Consider the following 18,539-nt stretch of genomic DNA (forward strand, 5'->3'; position numbering starts at 1 on the left):
AGCAATATATGTGGTGGAAAAGCAAGGTAATCTTAGTCATTTGTAGTTTGGTGCTTGTGTGCCTGTCATTGCTCTCACCTGTAAATCATATAAAGGCCGCTGAAAAAACGGATACCGACGGATTTATCATCGAGGCGGATAGAGTTGTTGGCACTGGTATGAAGGCGTCCATTGTAAGCCGCGAGACCTCGGAAAGCGACAGTAAACTCATGCTTCGAATTCAATATGAATCGGCAACCATTTATGGGATGAAGTTAACGAAACCAGTAAGTACGGGTAACGGCGAAGTCAGTATAACCTTAAGTGCAAAAGGGCCTGTGACAGTTTATGGCATGACAGTTGACACAACCGCCCTCTCTTTTAAGGGAGCGTGTTTGATAGCGGGAGAAACCATCCCGCAACTTGGCATGGAAAATGTAGTGATGGTTGCCCATTATATGAAATCAGATAATAGTGTCATTGCTCAATTGGTACTAAAAACAGTAAACGGCAATGCACAGCCCAACAAACCAGGGCAACTGCAAATTCTACAAGATTTGGCCACGTTGCCATTCAACCAGCTGGACAAAGAGTTGGAAAAAATAACAGCCGGACAGCTTCCCCTTACTTGCAGTGACGGGTCGATGAGTGCGAAGGAATCGCCAGGGACTGGAACGGAGCCGCTCCAAGATGTTATTGGGGGTGTCACGGACCCGTTGCAGCCTGTGTTGGATACGCTTGAACCCGTAACAAAACCTTTGGAACCGGTACTGGAGCCGCTTAAACCGATACTAGAGCCCGTAACAAAACCACTTGAACCGATAGTAGAGCCAATAACAAAACCACTTGAACCGATACTAGAGCAAGTAACAAAACCGCTTGAACCGATACTTAAGCCGGTAACGAAACCACTAGAGCCGGTACTCAATCAAGTAACGAAGCCTTTAGAACCGGTTGTGAGCGGTACCGTGGGAACGGCGGACAAAGTGGTTCAAACCGTATGTACCAAGGTGCGTGATGCCAAAGGAGTTATTAACAAACAACTTGCTTTGGATTTAATTGATGAAGCGATTTCCAAAAAGATACAGCTCAACCAAGTGTGTCAAGAGGATACTTCGGTATTTCAAGTGATTGGGAACTTGGAAAAGAGCTTATTAAAATCACTTGGGCTCATTGATTTGTTAGGAAGAATTATTGGTGACCCAATGGATCGGCTCTATAAAATGCGTGATAAGGTATTAAAAGAGCCTGATGGAGCGATAATCTATTCCCCATAGAAAAAGAGCAGGAGGGCCTGCTCTTTTTACTTTTAAAACGCCCATTTTCCTTTTCTGAATACGGGTTCCGTTTTCCCGTCCGCTGTGATTCCGTCGATGTCCATTGCAGCTGAACCAATCATAAAATCAACATGGGTGAGGCTTTCATTCAGGCCATTTTCCTGCAGTTCTTTGGCTGTCATTTTCTTGCCGCCTTCAATACAGAAGGCATAGGCACTTCCTATAGCTAAGTGGTTCGAAGCATTTTCATCGAATAAAGTATTATAAAATAAAACATTCGACATTGAAATCGGAGAATCATAAGGTACAAGGGCAACCTCACCCAGGAAGTGCGAGCCTTCATCTGTCTCCACCAAATGTTTTAATACTTCTTCTCCTTCTTCTGCTTTTACATTGACAATCCTCCCATTCTCAAATGTTACCGAGAACCGGTCAATGATATTTCCACCGTAGCTAAGTGGTTTTGTGCTTGCCACCGTTCCGTTTACTCCGGTTTTTAAAGGAACCGTGAAAACCTCTTCTGTCGGCATGTTGGCCATAAATTGATCGCCTTTTTCGTTCAGGCTTCCTGCCCCCACCCATAGATGTTTTTTTGGAAGCTCAATTGTAAGGTCAGTCCCAGGTGCTGAATAATGCAGCTTGGCATACCGTTTTTCATTCAAATACCGGACTTTGTTGTGAAGAGTTTCATCATGCTTTTTCCATGCTTCCACGGGATTTTCTGTATCCACCCGAACCGCTTTAAAAATGGCATCCCAAAGTTTTGCTGTCTGCTGTCCGTCAGACATGTCCGGGAAAACCTTTGCGGCCCAAGCAGTGGATGCTGCCGCAATAACGGTCCAGCTGACTTTGTCAGATTGAATGGCTTGGCGATATTTTGATAATGCCTTTCCGGCTGTTTTCTGGAAATTGGCAATCCGGGTCGGATTGACACCTTTTAACAAATCCGGACTTGAAGACACTATGGACATAAACGCGGCGCCTTTTTCAACCAATGCTTCTTGTTCCTTTGCACGCCACTCAGGATATTCCGTAAACGCTTCATCGGGAGCCAGGTCGTATTTGGTTCTATTTACAATATCGTCAGACCAATTGACGATGACATTAAACGCACCCGCCTCATAAGCTTTTTTGACCACAAGACGGACAAATTCAGCGACCTCGATGGAGCTGTTCACAACTAATGTCTGGCCCTTTTGGACATTGACGCCAACCTTCACCGCAAGCTCGGCATATTTTTCAAGGTTCTTTTGAAATTCACTCATATGTATCTCTCCTTTTTTAGAATCTTTCTATTATTTTAGCGTTTTTAATGCGAAAAAGAAAAGGAAACCGAAATGCCGTTATTTATCACTGCAGCTTTATTTTTTGTTTTTCAAAGGTATGAAACATCACCCAATACATGACTGCGCTTAGAAGAGCTAAAAGAAACAAGACAAAAAACGTCCAGCCATAGCCAATCCACACGGTCATGGGAATAGATAACGGCGCAATCGTCCGGCTAATGGTAAATCGCAGGCTGGCGGCTGCAAAGTACTGCCCCCGCATATGTTCGGGAGAGAGTTTTGAAACAAAGCCTTGTTGCAGTCCGGCCCCCATTAATTCACCAAAAGTAAACACAGCCATGGCCAAAATGAACCCCCATATCCAATCCGTTTGGGCAAAGAGGATAACCGAAACAGCATAAGTGATGGAAGAGAAGATAAAGACATTCCTCTCATTATATTTGGACATCCATTTAGTCACTGACACGGTCAGTAAGGCAACAAGGAATCCATTCTCTGCCAAAACTATCCCGAATGCCTGCTCTCCTTTGACCGATACGGACCAATCACCAACGGAAAACAAGGACGAATCCATGAGAGCTTCCTTGATATAGACCGGGAACAGCAAATCCAGCTGCATGAACGTCTGGCCGGCCAATACACCGGCAATAATGAATTGAAGAAACGTTTTATCTTTAATGATTAAATGATAATCTCTTAATTGATTGAGAAGAAAGTAGTACCATCTTCCATCAACATCCTGATCCATTGCTTTGTGGATGGGGGCTGTTTCATGTGTCCACTTGGCCAGAACCATGCCGAGCAGGAGACAGACCATTCCCGCAATCAGAAGCAGTTCCATGCGATACTTGACATAAAAAATTGCTCCTATAATAGGACCAATGACGACAGCAATATTTATGGCGGTATAAAAGATCGCAAACACATTGCTACGGTGTTTTTCCTCAACCACATCGGCAACCATGGCTTGACTGGCCGGCCAGTAAAACGAGCCAAAAACCCCAGCGACGGCGAAGGAAACAAAACCTGTCCAAGGCGAATGGAACCGTGGCGAACTGGCCGCCGCAAAAACCAAGAACGAAAGTCCTTGGCCAATGGAAGAAAGCACCATCATCCGCTTCCGTCCAAACCGGTCCGCACAGTATCCGCCCATCAGGTTGGCCATGACTGAAAATATTTGAGAAAAAACTAACAATAAACCTGCTTTGCTTTTTCCAAACTCATCTGCAAAGTAAATCGTTAAAAAGGGAAAGAACATCCAATAGGTGATGTTCATCATAGCCTCTCCAAACAAGCGCACCTTTAAATTTATATCCCAATCTTTGATTCTCATAGATAACCCCATTTCAAAAATTCTCGCTTTACCATCATACTATCGGCATGGAAGAATATACAAGAAATAGAGAGGCAGAGTTTACCTCTACTGTGAATCTGAATTATATTATGTTTTGTGCTATATTATAATTTAATGGGTGATTGAAAGGATGTTTTTATAAAGTGAAAAAAAGTATAGTTTTAGCCGAAAAACCTTCTGTTGCTCGTGATATTGCACGGGTATTGAATTGTAATAAAAAGGGAAATGGCTTCTTAGAAGGAGATAAGTATATCGTTACATGGGCGCTGGGACATTTAGTTACACTTGCCGATCCGGAAAGTTACGATGATAAATATAAAACATGGAACCTTGAAGACTTACCCATGTTACCTAATGAGTTAAAGCTTACAGTTATCAAACAATCAGGTAAGCAATTTCATTCGGTAAAAAGCCAATTACTTCGTTCTGATGTAGGGGAGATTATCATCGCTACTGATGCGGGGCGAGAAGGTGAATTAGTTGCCCGCTGGATCATTGAAAAAGCGAAAATAAACAAACCTATAAAACGGTTATGGATTTCTTCTGTTACGGATAAAGCAATTAAAGATGGGTTCAAGTCTTTGAAGCCAGGAAAGGCGTATGAAAACCTTTATTTTTCCGCTGTTGCCCGTTCCGAGGCAGACTGGTATATCGGTCTTAATGCAACCCGTGCGTTAACAACTCGATTCAACGCCCAACTCAACTGCGGACGTGTCCAAACTCCTACTGTCGCAATTATAGCAGCCCGTGAGGAGCAAATTAAAAACTTTAAGCCACAGACCTATTATGGCATTGAGGCGCAGACAAAAGAAAAATTGAAGCTGACTTGGCAGGATGCAAAAGGAAACAGCCGCAGCTTTAATAAAGATATCATAGATGCGATTGTGAAAAAATTGGGAACCAAAAATGCCGTTGTAACGGAGATTGAGAAAAAACCGAAGAAGTCCTTCTCTCCGGGACTTTACGATTTAACAGAATTACAGCGCGATGCCAATAAAATATTCGGTTATTCAGCTAAAGAGACACTGAATATTATGCAAAAGCTGTATGAACAGCATAAAGTTTTAACCTATCCGCGTACAGATTCACGGTTTATCTCAACAGATATTGTTCCGACGATTCCAGAACGTCTTAAGGCGTGTGCAATTGGTGACTATCGAACAATAGCTAACAAAATTTTAAAACAGCCCATTAAGGCTTCTAAAGCGTTTGTGGATGATAGTAAAGTATCCGATCACCATGCGATCATTCCAACTGAAGGATACGTGAATTATTCCGCATTTACAGATAAAGAACGGAAAATTTATGACTTAGTAATAAAAAGGTTCCTGGCCGTATTGCTCCCTGCATTTGAGTATGAGCAATTAACGCTTCGGGCGAAAATTGGTGAGGAAAATTTTGTTGCAAGAGGAAAAACCATTATTTCGATGGGCTGGAAAGAAGTATATAACAACCACTTTGATGATGAAGATGAAAGTGATGATTTAAAAGAACAGATTTTACCTCGGATTGAAAAAGGTGATACCTTAAACACAAGTCTCATTGCGCAAACATCCGGTCAAACAAAGCCTCCGGCTCGTTTTACAGAAGCAACCCTATTAACGGCAATGGAAAATCCTGCGAAGTATATGGAAACCCAGGATAAAAGGTTAGCCGATACCTTAAAATCAACGGGTGGTTTAGGGACTGTGGCGACCCGTGCAGATATTATTGATAAACTTTTCAATTCATTCCTCATTGAAAAGCGCGGCAAAGACATTCACCTTACATCCAAAGGGCGTCAATTGTTAGATTTAGTGCCAGAGGAGCTAAAATCCCCTGCCTTAACAGCTGAGTGGGAACAAAAGCTCGATCAAATTGCTCATGGCAAGTTGAAAAAAGAAGTCTTTATCAGCGAAATGAAAAAATACACAAAAGAAATTGTCGCTGAAATTAAAGCGAGCAACAAAAAGTATAAGCACGACAATATCTCAACGAAACATTGTCCAGACTGTGGAAAACCAATGCTTGAGGTAAATGGCAAAAAAGGTAAAATGCTTGTCTGCCAAGATAGAGAATGTGGGCATCGAAAAAACGTTTCGCGAGTCACAAATGCGCGTTGCCCTCAGTGCCATAAAAAACTAGAGCTTCGTGGTGAAGGTGAAGGACAAATTTTTGCTTGTAAATGTGGATATCGTGAGAAATTATCAGCTTTCGAAGCGCGGCGTAAAAAAGAATCTTCCGGTAAAGTAGATAAACGTACGGTGCAAAAGTATCTGAAAAATCAAAGCAAAGAAGAAGAACCGATTAATACAGCATTAGCTGATGCTTTAAAAAAATTGAATTTAAAATAAGTCGTATTAGGCTATATATACAAGTTTTAAAAATAGTGTATGTATAGCCTTTTTTTCTTGCGGCACTTGTTTTTTATACAAGTATGATTGACAGAAAAAGAGGGCTACACATAAAATAATGATAATTCAATCAAGCAATATTTCCATCATAACAATACAGAAGAGGCTGGACTCCCAATCTGAAACGATTTGGAATTCCAGCCTCTTTCTTTATTTTGATACAGTGGTAGAGGAGTGAGAAAAGATGATTACTCTGACCGGAAATGATTTAACCATCGAACTGATGAAAGAAATCTTATACCAAAAGAAATGGGCATCCGCGTCTGAAGCAAGTATGGAATCAGTCAAAAAAAGTCGGGAGGCTGTAGAAAGAATCGTTAAAGAAAACAGAGTCGTTTATGGAATCAATACTGGCTTTGGAAAGTTTAGCGACGTTCTGGTCAATCAAGGCCATGTGCAAGACCTGCAGTTGAATTTAATCCGTTCCCATGCTTGCGGGGTGGGAGAACCCTTCCCGGAACTCGCCGCAAAGGCCATGTTGCTGCTTCGGGCCAACGCTCTCTTAAAAGGATACTCGGGAGTAAGACCAGTCGTGATTGACAAGCTGTTAGAGTTGGTTAATAAGAATGTGATACCTGTAATTCCCCAACAAGGGTCTCTTGGTGCGAGCGGCGATTTGGCTCCATTATCCCACCTTGCCCTCGTTTTGATCGGTGAGGGAGAGGTTTTTTACAAAGGGGCCCGGATGGAATCGATAACCGCTTTTCGCCAAGAAGGAATACAACCGATTCGGTTGGAAGCAAAAGAAGGGCTTGCCCTAATTAATGGGACTCAAGCCATGACGGCCATGGGAGTGGTAGGCTATATTGAGGCGGACCAGCTTACTAATCAATGTGACCTTATCGCATCCATGACTTTGGAAGGTTTGCAGGGAATCATTGATGCTTTTGCCGGGGAAATCCATAGCGCGAGAGGTTATAAGCAACAGATTGAAACAGCCGCACGGATACGGGGTTATCTTACTGACAGCCGTCTCACTTCCAGACAAGGAGAATTAAGGGTTCAGGATGCCTATTCACTCCGCTGTATCCCCCAAGTTCACGGTGCGACCCGCCAAGCGCTTGATTATGTGAAAGAAAAATTAGAAATTGAAATCAACGCTGCAACGGATAATCCGTTAATCTTTGATAACGGCCAAAAGGTAATTTCCGGCGGAAATTTCCATGGCCAACCGATTGCATTGGCCATGGATTTTATGAAAATCGCCGTGGCGGAGCTAGCCAATATCTCAGAGAGGCGAATTGAACGGCTAGTAAATCCGCAATTAAATGATTTGCCGCCCTTCTTAAGTCCCCAGCCGGGACTGCAATCTGGAGCGATGATTATGCAATATACTGCTGCCTCGCTTGTCTCGGAAAATAAAACGTTGGCTCATCCGGCAAGCGTGGACTCCATTCCATCCTCAGCGAATCAGGAGGATCATGTCAGCATGGGGACAATAGCGGCACGCCATGCCTATCAAATCATACAAAATGCGAGAAGAGTTTCTGCCATAGAATTGATTTGCTCGATGCAGGCGGTAGAATACCGTGGGATTGAAAAGATGGCCTCCCAAACGAGGAAGTTTTATGATTTGGGAAGAAAAGTCGTACCCTCCATTCATCAGGATCGTGCATTTTCAAAGGATATCGAAAAGATGGCAGAATGGCTTGTAACATTTGAAGTGACGGAAATATAAAAAAAGGCGTGAAACCAATCACGCCTTGCTATTCTTCTTCCAGCCTATTTTTAAACGCCTCTTGCACAACGATGAATTCTTCATCGCCAATGGCTTCTTTTGCGTGCTTTTCCGTCATGTTGTCTTTAGGAAATTTTCCGGGGTGGTTTTTATTTTTATGGTTAAAATGTTCTCCGCGTGCCAATATCAACACTCCTTTCGTTTGTCTGTATGTAGGTTTTCCAAAGCGATGAAAAATAATTACGCGTTTCCCGCTGTCAAAAACTTGTCAGTAAAGCACAAGAACTTTGATATAATTGATGAAAAATAGGGTATAAAGGAGGCCATGAGTATGGATTTATTTCACACGCTCGCGGAAGACCGCATCAAAAAGGCATATGCAGAAGGTGAATTTGATAACCTGCTGGGATATGGGAGACCGCTTAAGCTGGAAGATTTATCAGGGATACCGGAAGAGCTGCGCATGGCCTATAAATTGTTAAAAAACGGGGGATACACCCAAGAAGAAACTGATTTACGCCGAGAATTCATGACGGTGGAAGACTTATTGAAACATTGTGAGGATGAAACTGACCGAGCAAACTTGCAAAGAAGATTAAATCAAACACTGCTTAAATATAACCAACTGATGTCAAAGCGCCGTGTTAAGACAAACTCAGCTGTTTTTAAAAATTATGAGTTAAAGATTCAAGAGAAATTAACAAATAAGGACTATTGAATTCCGTTTCATTACTCGTCCCCAGCCTTTTTTCTGGTTTTATCCGGTTTACACATCCGGTCAAGAATGAATCCTGCAAAAACAATAAAGGCAATTGGGATGGAAAAATTTAATACGTGGACAATAGTCAACCATAATCACCTCCAGTTGTTAGAATATTAATAATATTAAGTATATTCATATGTTGATTATATCATATTTCATTTTCACAATTTAGACAAATATTTATGTGATAATCGTTATGAATATTTTTACATTATTGTGACTTTTTTGAACAAATCCTATCTTTTTCATGCTAGGATAATAGGTAGGCATTTTAAAAATTGGTGTTAGGGAAAGATGGGCTGACTATGAATAGACAGGAAGAAATTGTATTTGAATTTATGAAGTCAAACCTATTTATATCTGAGCGTGAACTGGCAAAAATGACCGGTATGACTGTAACTGAGATAGAAACTATAATGGCATCGCTTATAAAATATGGAAAAATCGTTGGCCGCCCTTACGTACTGCCAGAGGAAAAGAAAATCCTCTGCATCGGCGGTGCTAATGTCGATCAAAAAATACAGGTGTTAAATCCTTTGACATTTGGAACTTCTAATCCGGCAGTGAGCACAAGATCAAAAGGCGGAGTGGCCAGGAATGTTGCCGAGAACCTTGGCAGATTAGGAATGAACGCTTCCCTTTTAGCCCAGTTCGGAGCAGATTCACAAGGCGAATGGCTGCTACAGGAAACAAGGGACTATGTCAACGTCACTCCCTCCTCTGTCATTCAAGGCAAAACAACAGGTACCTATACGGCCATCCTAGACAACGAAGGTCAAATGACGGTTGCTTTAGCTGATATGGCCATTTATGATGAAGCGGCCGATGACTTTATTGAAAGGAACTGGTATCATATGCAAGATGCCGCGATGATTCTACTCGATACCAATTACCCTGAACATGTTGTGCGCCAAGTAATAAAAATCTGTCATGACTATCATGTTCCCCTTTGCATCGCCACTGTTTCGACGCCTAAGACTAAAAAACTGCCGGAATCCCTTGAAGGAGTCAGCTGGCTTATTGCCAATCACAGGGAGGCCGAGGCTCTATCAGGACTAACGATTAACAGAGAAGGCGATTTTTTTCGGGCGGCGGAAATAATTTTAAAAAAAGGTGCCGAGCGAGTGGTGATAACTAGAGGAGAACAAGGATTAATCTATTTCACGCAATCGGGACAAGCAGGCGCATTGGTGGCACCTGATGTCATGGTGATGGACGTTACGGGTGCCGGAGATTCCCTTATTGCGGGAATATTGTACGGCCATCTAAAGGGACTCATTCCGGAGGATGCATGTAAAGTGGGTCTTTCTTGTTCGTTAATAACGATTCAGTCGAATGAAACAGTAAATCCTAAATTAAACCAGTGCGCACTGATAGAGGTATTTCAAAAGTATTTCTCTAAGTGTGTCTCTCACTGACAAAAAACTATATGCACAAGCTGGGGATTTCACTTGGAAGTCCCTTTTCCTTTGCCCTGATGAAAAAAGTGTCATAAATTGTAAGTTAAAAATTAAAAATTAATGACAAAATATAACACTTTGTTCTACAGCAACACCATATAATGGAGATTGTATTAAACTTAAGCGGAAAGACCCATGAATTTGTTAAGTCTCTATATCATATGCACTACTACTTGCTTCATCGCAACAGAAAAAGGCAAACCTGCTGAAAATCAGGGACGCAAAGCCGAGGATCTACGGTAAGACAAACTCTCCTTACTATGATGGCCGGGCTGCCTGGAATACGAAAGTATTTTAGGAGGATTGGAATGGACAGGGGAATTCGTGAAGCGGAAGTAATCGATATTGAATGGCTCGCCTTAATTATGGAAGCGAGAGAGATTGGCCTAACGGTGGAAGATGTACGGAGTTTCCTCGATAAGAATACACTCCCGGAGAAACTAGCTGAATACCAACCCAAAAAAACATCCTACAAATAATGATAAAATTTGTAGGATGCTTTTTTTTGAAATTAGTTAACCTTTAGTTGTCTTGGTTATTATTCCTCCATTTATTAAATTCGAGGAATTCCCGGAATTGATCTTTGGATACACCAGAATTCATTGCCTCGCGTACCAAATTCATCCAATCACTATCTAACTCGGCTTTGTCTATTTGTTCATGTATTAAATGTTCGACAGGAATATTTAATACAGCAGCAATCTTTTCGAGAAACTGTATGGAAGGATTCTTTTGAAGGTTTCTTTCAAGAGAACTTAAATAGGATTTAGCGACTCCTGCTTGTTCAGCAAGCTCAGATAGTGACATTCGTTTCTCTTGCCGGAATTTTTTTACGCGGTCACCAATCATGATTTTCACACACCCATATCAAATATTTATAAATTAATAATACCAAAAAGAATAGAAAAGTACCATATTAAGAACAAATGAATATGACAAAATAACGAAAATATTAGCTGAGAAATGAAGACAAAACTATTTTTGAAAAAAAGCTGATATAGAGTTAATATTAAAAGTGTGCCAAATCTAACTGTATTGTTAATCTATAAGCACTAATAAACTCCATTCACATAACATTATCCATAAAGGCGGGAAAAGAATGATTGTTCTGAAATCGCAACGAGAAATTGATGCCATGAAAAAAGCAGGAGAAATACTTGCTGCTTGCCATAAAGAGATAGCTAAGCTGATTAAGCCAGGAATCACGACTTGGGAAATTGATCAATTCGTAGAGAAGTTTTTAAGTGATCATGGAGCAACTCCTGAGCAAAAGGGATATAAAGGGTATGAATATGCAACATGCGCAAGCATTAATGACGAAATATGCCATGGTTTCCCGAGAAAAGAACCTTTAAAAGAGGGGGATATCGTGACCATTGACATGGTTGTCAACTACAATGGAGCACTTGCCGATTCCGCATGGTCCTACCCTGTTGGTAACGTATCGAAGGAAACGGAACATTTATTAAACGTAACAAAGGAAGCATTGTATAAAGGGATTGAACAGGCTATACCAGGGAACCGGATTGGGGATATCGGCCACGCAATTCAAACGTATGTGGAATCTGAAGGACTTTCCGTTGTCCGCGATTTTATCGGGCACGGGATTGGTGCAGTGATCCACGAAAAGCCGGATGTTCCGCATTATGGACTGCCTGGAAAAGGAGCACGGATTAAGGAAGGAATGGTTTTTACCATCGAACCAATGGTCAATATCGGACGGTTCTACACGAAAATGGATACGAATGGCTGGACAGCAAGGACAGTGGACGGTACCTATTCGGCCCAATATGAACATACCATTGCGATTACAAAAGACGGTAATATCATCTTGACTGATCAAGGAGAATAATAAGAAAAAAATAAAACAGATCGAAGTGATCTGTTTTATTTTTTTCTTAAAGTTCCTAATTCCTCCGCCAAAGCTTGCATTTCACTGGGACTAAACGAACTTTTCCTTTGAACCATGTCGTAAATTTCCTTTAATTCTTCATACATCTCTTCATCGAAATGGGAAGGCTTAATCGCTCCCAGGTTTAACACTTTTAACTTTTCCTTGATTTTTTCTATCATAAATTCCACGTTTTCTACTGATTTTTGTGTTAAATCCAAATTCATCACCCTTTTTATATATTTATATTCCCACCACTTCTTGAAAAAATAGCCAATATGCGGACATGGATAAATATAACAATGAAACTTGCGTCATGACTATTTATCAAGCAAAATAAATGAGAGGAAGCATTGATATAATTTTCATTATACATGATTAAAGCAACCATGGGTTTTATTAATATTTTTTATTATATTTCTTCAAAAGCGAGGAGAGGTTAATATGACAGGGAAAAATCAATTTTGGAAGGGAATGCTAATCGGGGCGATAGCAGGAGGGGCGGTTAGCCTTTTCGACCGGCACACCCGTACAGTCATGGCTGGGAATGTGAAAAAAGTATCCGGGAAAATTTCTTATGTCGTCCTCAATCCTGGTGAAGTCACTGATTCCATCAAGGGAACAGCCCTTAAGGTGAAAAACACGGTAGAACAGGTTAGCGGGGATATTACCTATATCATGGGAAAAGTAGATGAATTGCGCGAATTAACACCCAAAGTAACCGAAAGTGTGAAAGAAGTGAAGGATACCTTCACAAAATTGGGTGATGAGGACCCGGAACTCTTTGAGGAAAGAGATTATCATTAAAGGAGAGGTGATGCATGAAAAATAAAGGTGATGTCCGATCGAGTTTGCCACGGCTTCTTTGGCACAGGATTGCTGAGGATGATTTGCCAGGATTGAGCGCGCAGTTAGCCTATTATTTTCTCCTTTCACTGTTCCCGTTAATGATTGTGGTTTTTACAATCATCCCTTATATACCGATTCCCCATGAAGACCTGCTCGGGATTGTACGTGAATTTGCGCCTGCTGATGCGATGGATTTAATCGAGAAAACCATTAAGGAAGCGATGGACCACCAAAGCGGCGGCCTGCTATCGTTTGGTATCATTGGAACGATATGGTCAGCATCCAATGGGATCAATGCCATAGTAAAGGCATTTAATCGGGCTTACAATGTAAAAGAAAGCCGCTCATTTGTGGTTGCTAGAGGTATGTCCATCCTGCTGACCTTCGGAATGATCTTCGTATTGGTTCTAGCCATTATCATTCCCGTGTTCGGAAGGGAAATCGGATTGATTTTATCGGCACAATTGGGATATAAATCTGAATTTTTACGGGTATGGAAAACTTTAAGTGTGGCAGTTAGCTCGTTAATTATTTTTCTCATATTTACAGGCCTGTACTGGATTGCCCCCAATGTCAGGCTCAGATGCCGGAGTGCGCTACCTGGTGCAGCTGTTGCCGTCATTGGCTGGATTGTGTCTTCATATGGGTTATCCTATTATATTGATCATTTCAGCAATTATTCCATTACATATGGAAGTATCGGTACCATTATCGTGTTAATGATCTGGTTCTATATTTCCGCATTTATTATTATTTTGGGCGGGGAAATTAATGCCTTTTACAGCGAAAGGAACCGCTCCAACTGTTAATACTTACCTTTAGTCCAAAGGGGCTCCTGTGCTCAAACTAGAAAGGGGAGCAATCAATAGGAAAAGGGGGTAAGCAAATTGCTATCACTTTATAAAAAAGGCGGCGGAACGAAACAAAAAGGTAAAGGTGCGAAGGGAAATAAAACCTCCGGGTCACAAAACGGTTCCAATAGCTACCACTAAATATAAAGCCCAGGGTACTTTGTTTTCCCTGGGCCTTGTTGCGTTTTATTCCGGTCGTTATTTTAAAAGTCTAAGGCTGTTTAAAATGACTAAAATCGTGCTGCCCTCATGACCAATAACCCCGAATGGCAGGTCAATCGATTGAAAGAAGTTCGAACAGATCAGCAGCGTAATGACGGAAATCGAAAAAACAATATTTTGCCTAATAATTTTATTCATCCGCTTAGACAGCTGGATTGCTTCGGAAATTCTAGGAAGGTCATTTTTCATTAACACAATGTCGGCTGTTTCCAGTGCTACATCCGTTCCTTCACCCATGGCGATTCCTACGTTGGCAATTGCCAGCGCGGGAGCATCATTAATTCCATCCCCAACCATGGCCACTGTTTTGTACTTCATTTTGAGCCCCTTAAGGTGCTCAACTTTGGTTTCCGGAAGGCATTCAGCAAAGTAATGGTCCACGTGGCTCTCGGCGGCGATTGCTTGTGCTGTATTTTCACTATCCCCTGTCAGCATGATGGTTTGGATGCCTTGTTTTTTCAAAGTGCCAATAGCATCCTTCGTTTCCTTTCTGACCACATCTTTTAAGGCAATGATGGCAATAATCTCAGAATTTCGCTCCACGAACACCAATGTGTTACCTTGGCTGGCGAGTTCTTTGGCCTTGCCATCGGCAAAATGTACTGCCTCTTCAGTCCCAACAAAAGCTGCTTTACCGATTTTCCATTGGTCGTCGTTCATTTTGGCTTTGATCCCCCATCCTGGCAAGTCTTCCAGAGTATCGGGATGGACCAGGTCTTTGTCCGAGATTTTTTTGGCATATTGAACGATTGCCTGTGCCAGCGGGTGATTGGACCTGCTTTCGATAGATGCTGATTTCCAGACGATTTCATCTTGGTTAAGACCTTGTTTTACAATCACTTGGGTTACTTCCGGTTTGCCTTTTGTCAGCGTTCCGGTTTTGTCAAAAGCAATCGCCCCGATATGGCTCAAGTTCTCCAAATGGACCCCGCCTTTAACTAATATCCCGTGCTTGGCACCATTTGAGATGGCCGAAAGGGTTGCCGGCATGATGGATGCCACCAAGGCGCAAGGCGAGGCAACCACCAATAAAATCATTGCGCGGTAAAAGGATTCATGCCAGTTCCAGCCGAACACAAAATGCGGCAGGAAGAACATCGCGAGGACAACGAGCAAGACCACTTTGACATAAGTTCCCTCAAACCGTTCAATAAACAATTGTGATGGCGATTTCTCGCTTTGAGCCGATTGAACGAGCTGAATGATTTTTTGGAATAAGGTGTCACTCGTTTCTTTCGTTACCAGAACCGTTATGGCCCCGGTCATATTGACTGTACCTGCAAACACTTCCTCTTGAATTCCCTTTGTTACAGGAATCGATTCCCCGGTAATCGCCGCTTGGTCAATATTGGTTTGGCCATTAACAATGGTACCATCGGCCGGAACACGTTCTCCGGGCTTAATTAAAATATGGTCTCCAACTCGAAGCTGTGAAACCGGAACCCGCTTTTCTGTTTGGCCAACAAGGAGCAGGGCCTCTTCAGGCTGAAGGTCCATTAAGGAAGAAATCTCTTTATGGCTTTTATTCATGGTGTACGTTTCCAGCGCTCCACTGACGGCAAAGATGAAAATCAGGATCGCCCCCTCCGTCCAGTAGCCAATGATGGCCGACCCGATTGCCGCAAAGATCATCAGCATTTCCACATTTAATTCCTTGTTTTCGTAAGTGGCCTCAATGCCTTCTTTCGCTTTGGCAAATCCTCCAATGGCAAAAGCCAGCAAATAGGCTATAACGGAATTCACTCCCAGCCCATTTTGTTCGAACAGCCATCCGGCCAAAATCAGTACCCCGCTTATTCCAGCCGCAATCAATTCACCATATGGTTTTAGTTTTTCAATCCAGCCAGCTCTTTGAATGTCCTTTGACAGTGTCTTTGCTTCGGAACTCATTGAATTCTCTCTCCTTTGCTTCTAATTGAGAAAAATAATCAAAATCAATACCCCTATAAAACACGAAAGCTGTCATAATAATGACAGCGATGCTTTTATTTAAAATGATTACTATTTGATAATCATTTTACCATATTTATTTTTTAAAAGATATTCCTAAGTTTATAATTATCATTTTTCGTGTTCTATCATGAGGTATGTTTTTTTTCCGAAGAAAAAGATTATCAGGGCTGCGGTCAAAAGAAGCGTGCTGATGATCGAAAAGAAGCTTGCATTTTGGAAATTCTTTATGAACAAACCCCCGATAATTGGCCCAGCCAGGCTGCCGATGCTATAAAAGATTCCGCACAATAAATTGCCTGCAGGAAGCAACTCCTTGGTGACCAGATCGGCCATAAAACTGATTCCTAATGAGAACGTGGAGCCTACGGCCATACCGGCAGCAAGGAAGGCCAGGAAAAGAACGAAAAAATTTTCTTCCATCAAACCAGCTGCAGAAAAACTGCAAAAACCGATGGAAAGCAGGACAAGCAACAATCTTCTCCGTCCAAACAAATCCCCTAACATTCCAATGGGCAATTGGGTAATAATTCCCCCTATGGCGAAAGCAGACAACACGTAGGAGACACTGGTTACATTGAGATCCATCCTTAATGCATAAACAGGATAGCTGCTGTTTAATGAAGATTCCAAAAACCCGTATACAAAGGGTGGCAAAAAGGCAATCCACGCATATTTTAAAGCTTTTCCAAAATGGCTTATGGTGGATAAAAAAGAATGATCATTGCCTGCCTGTTCGGGGAGCTCGTTTTTTAAGAAGAATACAAACAGCCATCCGACCAGACATAGAATGGATGACAATATAAATGGCAATGCTTCACTTATATTAACAAGAGGTGTCATCAAAGGACCGGTTGCAAACCCGATGCCAAAGAACAGGCCGTATAGGGAGATATTCCGTCCCCGTTTTTCCACGGGAGAGGTGTCAGTAATCCATGTTTGGGTTGCAAAATGAAGGCCATTGTCGCCTATCCCGATTAAAAGCCGTAAAATAAACCAAAACCAGAATGATTTCCAAACAGGGAACAGGCCAATTGAGGCGATGACCAGCCCCCCGCCCAAAATGATAATCGGCTTGTAGCCGTACTTCCGGAGCGGTCTTTCCAAAAATGGCGATATAAAGATGGTTCCGATATAAAGGGCTGTTGCGTTTAATCCATTTAAAGAGGAGGATACTCCATCCTGCTCAAATATGACGGCTAGAAGCGGCAGCAGCATTCCTTGTGAAAAACCTGACAATGCCACGATGCTGACAAGAATCCAAAAACGAAATGTACTATTTTTCATATCAATTTCCCTCTATGTAAAGTCTTTATGCCCAAGATGAATAGTATATAGAATATGTTGGATTTGCAAGAAAAATCTTGCATTGGTAGGATAGAAAGTGATACTCTTTTTTTGCTTATAGGAGGATATAAACTTTCATAGAATAGTGAGTAAAAAAGCAAATGTACCAGGGTGTTTTTGATTCACCCGCATGGCTTGAGGATAATAGGAGGGAAAAAATTGGCAAACAAAGTTTTTATGATTTTAACGATTATCGGGGTGCCGGTATCTGTTATCGGCTCGCTCATGCATTGGCCCAGCATGATGATGTTTATTATTTACTGTTTGACTATCGTTGCATTATCTAGTTTTATGGGAAGAGCGACGGAAAGCCTTGCCATTGTGGCGGGACCGCGGATTGGGGGCCTGTTGAACGCCACGTTTGGAAATGCCGTGGAGCTGATAATTTCGATATTTTCATTACAGGCAGGCTTGACAGGGGTGGTGCTCGCCTCCTTGACAGGTTCGGTGCTGGGCAACTTGCTTCTCGTTGCCGGACTTTCCTTTTTTGTCGGCGGGTTAAAATATAAACGCCAGAAATTCAATGTTTTTGATGCCCGGCATAATTCCGGTCTGCTCATGTTCGCCATCATTGTGGCGTTTGTCATACCTGCAGTATTTTCTCTGAACATGACTGAAACCAAAACACTCACACTTAGTGTCGGAATATCGATTACATTGATTCTGCTATATCTGGCGGCACTCCTGTTCAAATTAGTCACTCACCGCGGCGTTTATCAAAGTGAAGCCGGTGAGGGAACCCATCACGAAGAAGAACCGGAGTGGGGAAAAGTGAAAGCCATTGTGGTCTTGTTGCTGGCTACCCTTGCCGTTGCTTACATATCGGAACATCTTGTACATACCTTTGAATATGTGGCAGAATCCTTTGGCTGGACGGAGCTATTTATCGGTATTATTATCGTGGCGATTGTGGGAAATGCGGCGGAACACGCTTCGGCGGTATTAATGGCCTATAAAAACAAAATGGACGTAGCCGTTGAAATCGCAGTGGGATCAACGCTGCAAATTTCCATGTTCGTTGCGCCAGTATTGGTGCTGTTCTCCTTGTTTTTTGACAAGACCATGCCATTGTTGTTTACTTGGCAGGAATTGATTGCCATGGTTTCTTCGGTTCTGCTGATGGTTATCATCTCAAATGATGGCGAAACCAACTGGTTTGAAGGACTAACCCTCATGGCGGCCTATGTTATCATGGGGATCGGTTTCTTTCTACTCTAGCTTTATTCACTTTCAAAAAAA

The 18,539-nt window shown here is 42.0% G+C and carries 17 protein-coding genes and 1 riboswitch; of the genes, 10 read left to right on the forward strand and 7 right to left on the reverse strand.

What is annotated here, in order from left to right; all coding sequences use genetic code 11:
- The first annotated feature begins 8 nt into the window (after positions 1-8).
- On the forward strand, positions 9-1,256 hold the full coding sequence (locus tag ACY8D0_RS01585; RefSeq protein WP_462408765.1) for a hypothetical protein: 1,248 nt from the start codon (positions 9-11) through the stop codon (positions 1,254-1,256).
- 32 nt (positions 1,257-1,288) lie between these two features.
- On the opposite strand, the gene ACY8D0_RS01590 is transcribed toward ACY8D0_RS01585, so the two are convergent.
- The gene (locus tag ACY8D0_RS01590) at positions 1,289-2,521 is read right to left on the reverse strand and encodes an aminopeptidase (protein ID WP_462408766.1); all 1,233 of its coding nucleotides are present in this window, start codon (positions 2,519-2,521) and stop codon (positions 1,289-1,291) included.
- 85 nt (positions 2,522-2,606) lie between these two features.
- On the reverse strand, positions 2,607-3,875 hold the full coding sequence (locus tag ACY8D0_RS01595; RefSeq protein WP_462408767.1) for an MDR family MFS transporter: 1,269 nt from the start codon (positions 3,873-3,875) through the stop codon (positions 2,607-2,609).
- A 164-nt stretch (positions 3,876-4,039) separates the two neighbouring features.
- Here ACY8D0_RS01595 and ACY8D0_RS01600 point away from each other — a divergent pair, with 164 nt between their 5' ends.
- Together ACY8D0_RS01600 and hutH are read left to right on the forward strand one after the other, a co-directional pair.
- Positions 4,040-6,229, forward strand: coding sequence for a DNA topoisomerase III (locus ACY8D0_RS01600; protein WP_462408768.1), 2,190 nt, complete (start codon positions 4,040-4,042; stop codon positions 6,227-6,229).
- A gap of 244 nt (positions 6,230-6,473) precedes the next feature.
- Positions 6,474-7,967 (forward strand): histidine ammonia-lyase, encoded by a 1,494-nt coding sequence (gene hutH / locus ACY8D0_RS01605; protein ID WP_462408769.1) that lies wholly within the window; start codon positions 6,474-6,476, stop codon positions 7,965-7,967.
- 28 nt (positions 7,968-7,995) lie between these two features.
- Here hutH and ACY8D0_RS01610 read toward each other — a convergent pair whose 3' ends face one another.
- Positions 7,996-8,151, reverse strand: a complete 156-nt coding sequence (locus tag ACY8D0_RS01610) for a hypothetical protein (protein WP_462409972.1) — start codon at positions 8,149-8,151, stop codon at positions 7,996-7,998.
- A gap of 147 nt (positions 8,152-8,298) precedes the next feature.
- Here ACY8D0_RS01610 and ACY8D0_RS01615 point away from each other — a divergent pair, with 147 nt between their 5' ends.
- The 3 genes from ACY8D0_RS01615 to ACY8D0_RS01625 all read left to right on the forward strand — a co-directional run bounded on the left by ACY8D0_RS01615 (position 8,299) and on the right by ACY8D0_RS01625 (position 10,669).
- Positions 8,299-8,685: a DnaJ family domain-containing protein gene (locus ACY8D0_RS01615; protein ID WP_462408770.1), complete on the forward strand. Its 387-nt coding sequence runs from the start codon at positions 8,299-8,301 to the stop codon at positions 8,683-8,685.
- 350 nt (positions 8,686-9,035) lie between these two features.
- On the forward strand, positions 9,036-10,148 hold the full coding sequence (locus tag ACY8D0_RS01620) for a carbohydrate kinase family protein (RefSeq protein ID WP_462408771.1): 1,113 nt from the start codon (positions 9,036-9,038) through the stop codon (positions 10,146-10,148).
- A gap of 227 nt (positions 10,149-10,375) precedes the next feature.
- A riboswitch (cyclic di-GMP riboswitch) is annotated at positions 10,376-10,470 on the forward strand.
- Positions 10,471-10,498: 28 nt separating this feature from the next.
- A complete protein-coding gene (locus ACY8D0_RS01625) occupies positions 10,499-10,669 on the forward strand; it encodes an anti-repressor SinI family protein (RefSeq protein ID WP_462408772.1) in 171 nt (56 codons plus the stop codon).
- Positions 10,670-10,712: 43 nt separating this feature from the next.
- Here the strand turns inward: ACY8D0_RS01625 and ACY8D0_RS01630 are convergent, their stop codons facing one another.
- Complete coding sequence (locus ACY8D0_RS01630; RefSeq protein ID WP_462408773.1) at positions 10,713-11,039, reverse strand: helix-turn-helix domain-containing protein; 327 nt, start codon at positions 11,037-11,039, stop codon at positions 10,713-10,715.
- A 250-nt stretch (positions 11,040-11,289) separates the two neighbouring features.
- On the opposite strand from ACY8D0_RS01630, the gene map reads away from it, so the two are divergent.
- Positions 11,290-12,042 (forward strand): type I methionyl aminopeptidase, encoded by a 753-nt coding sequence (gene map, locus ACY8D0_RS01635; protein ID WP_462408774.1) that lies wholly within the window; start codon positions 11,290-11,292, stop codon positions 12,040-12,042.
- A gap of 35 nt (positions 12,043-12,077) precedes the next feature.
- Here the strand turns inward: map and ACY8D0_RS01640 are convergent, their stop codons facing one another.
- Positions 12,078-12,302 carry a DUF1128 domain-containing protein gene (locus ACY8D0_RS01640; RefSeq protein ID WP_462408775.1) on the reverse strand — a complete coding sequence of 75 codons (225 nt, stop codon included), beginning with the start codon at positions 12,300-12,302 and terminating at the stop codon, positions 12,078-12,080.
- A gap of 223 nt (positions 12,303-12,525) precedes the next feature.
- Here ACY8D0_RS01640 and ACY8D0_RS01645 point away from each other — a divergent pair, with 223 nt between their 5' ends.
- Positions 12,526-12,888, forward strand: a complete 363-nt coding sequence (locus ACY8D0_RS01645; protein WP_462408776.1) for a YtxH domain-containing protein — start codon at positions 12,526-12,528, stop codon at positions 12,886-12,888.
- A 14-nt stretch (positions 12,889-12,902) separates the two neighbouring features.
- Positions 12,903-13,739: a YihY/virulence factor BrkB family protein gene (locus ACY8D0_RS01650; protein WP_462408777.1), complete on the forward strand. Its 837-nt coding sequence runs from the start codon at positions 12,903-12,905 to the stop codon at positions 13,737-13,739.
- Between the two features lie 240 nt (positions 13,740-13,979).
- On the opposite strand, the gene ACY8D0_RS01655 is transcribed toward ACY8D0_RS01650, so the two are convergent.
- Both ACY8D0_RS01655 and ACY8D0_RS01660 read right to left on the reverse strand, forming a co-directional pair.
- Positions 13,980-15,893: a heavy metal translocating P-type ATPase gene (locus ACY8D0_RS01655; protein WP_462408778.1), complete on the reverse strand. Its 1,914-nt coding sequence runs from the start codon at positions 15,891-15,893 to the stop codon at positions 13,980-13,982.
- A gap of 171 nt (positions 15,894-16,064) precedes the next feature.
- Positions 16,065-17,240 (reverse strand): MFS transporter, encoded by a 1,176-nt coding sequence (locus ACY8D0_RS01660; protein ID WP_462408779.1) that lies wholly within the window; start codon positions 17,238-17,240, stop codon positions 16,065-16,067.
- 219 nt (positions 17,241-17,459) lie between these two features.
- Here ACY8D0_RS01660 and cax point away from each other — a divergent pair, with 219 nt between their 5' ends.
- Positions 17,460-18,518, forward strand: a complete 1,059-nt coding sequence (gene cax, locus ACY8D0_RS01665; protein ID WP_462408780.1) for a calcium/proton exchanger — start codon at positions 17,460-17,462, stop codon at positions 18,516-18,518.
- Positions 18,519-18,539: the final 21 nt, after the last annotated feature.

This window comes from Neobacillus camarae (genome assembly GCF_054950115.1).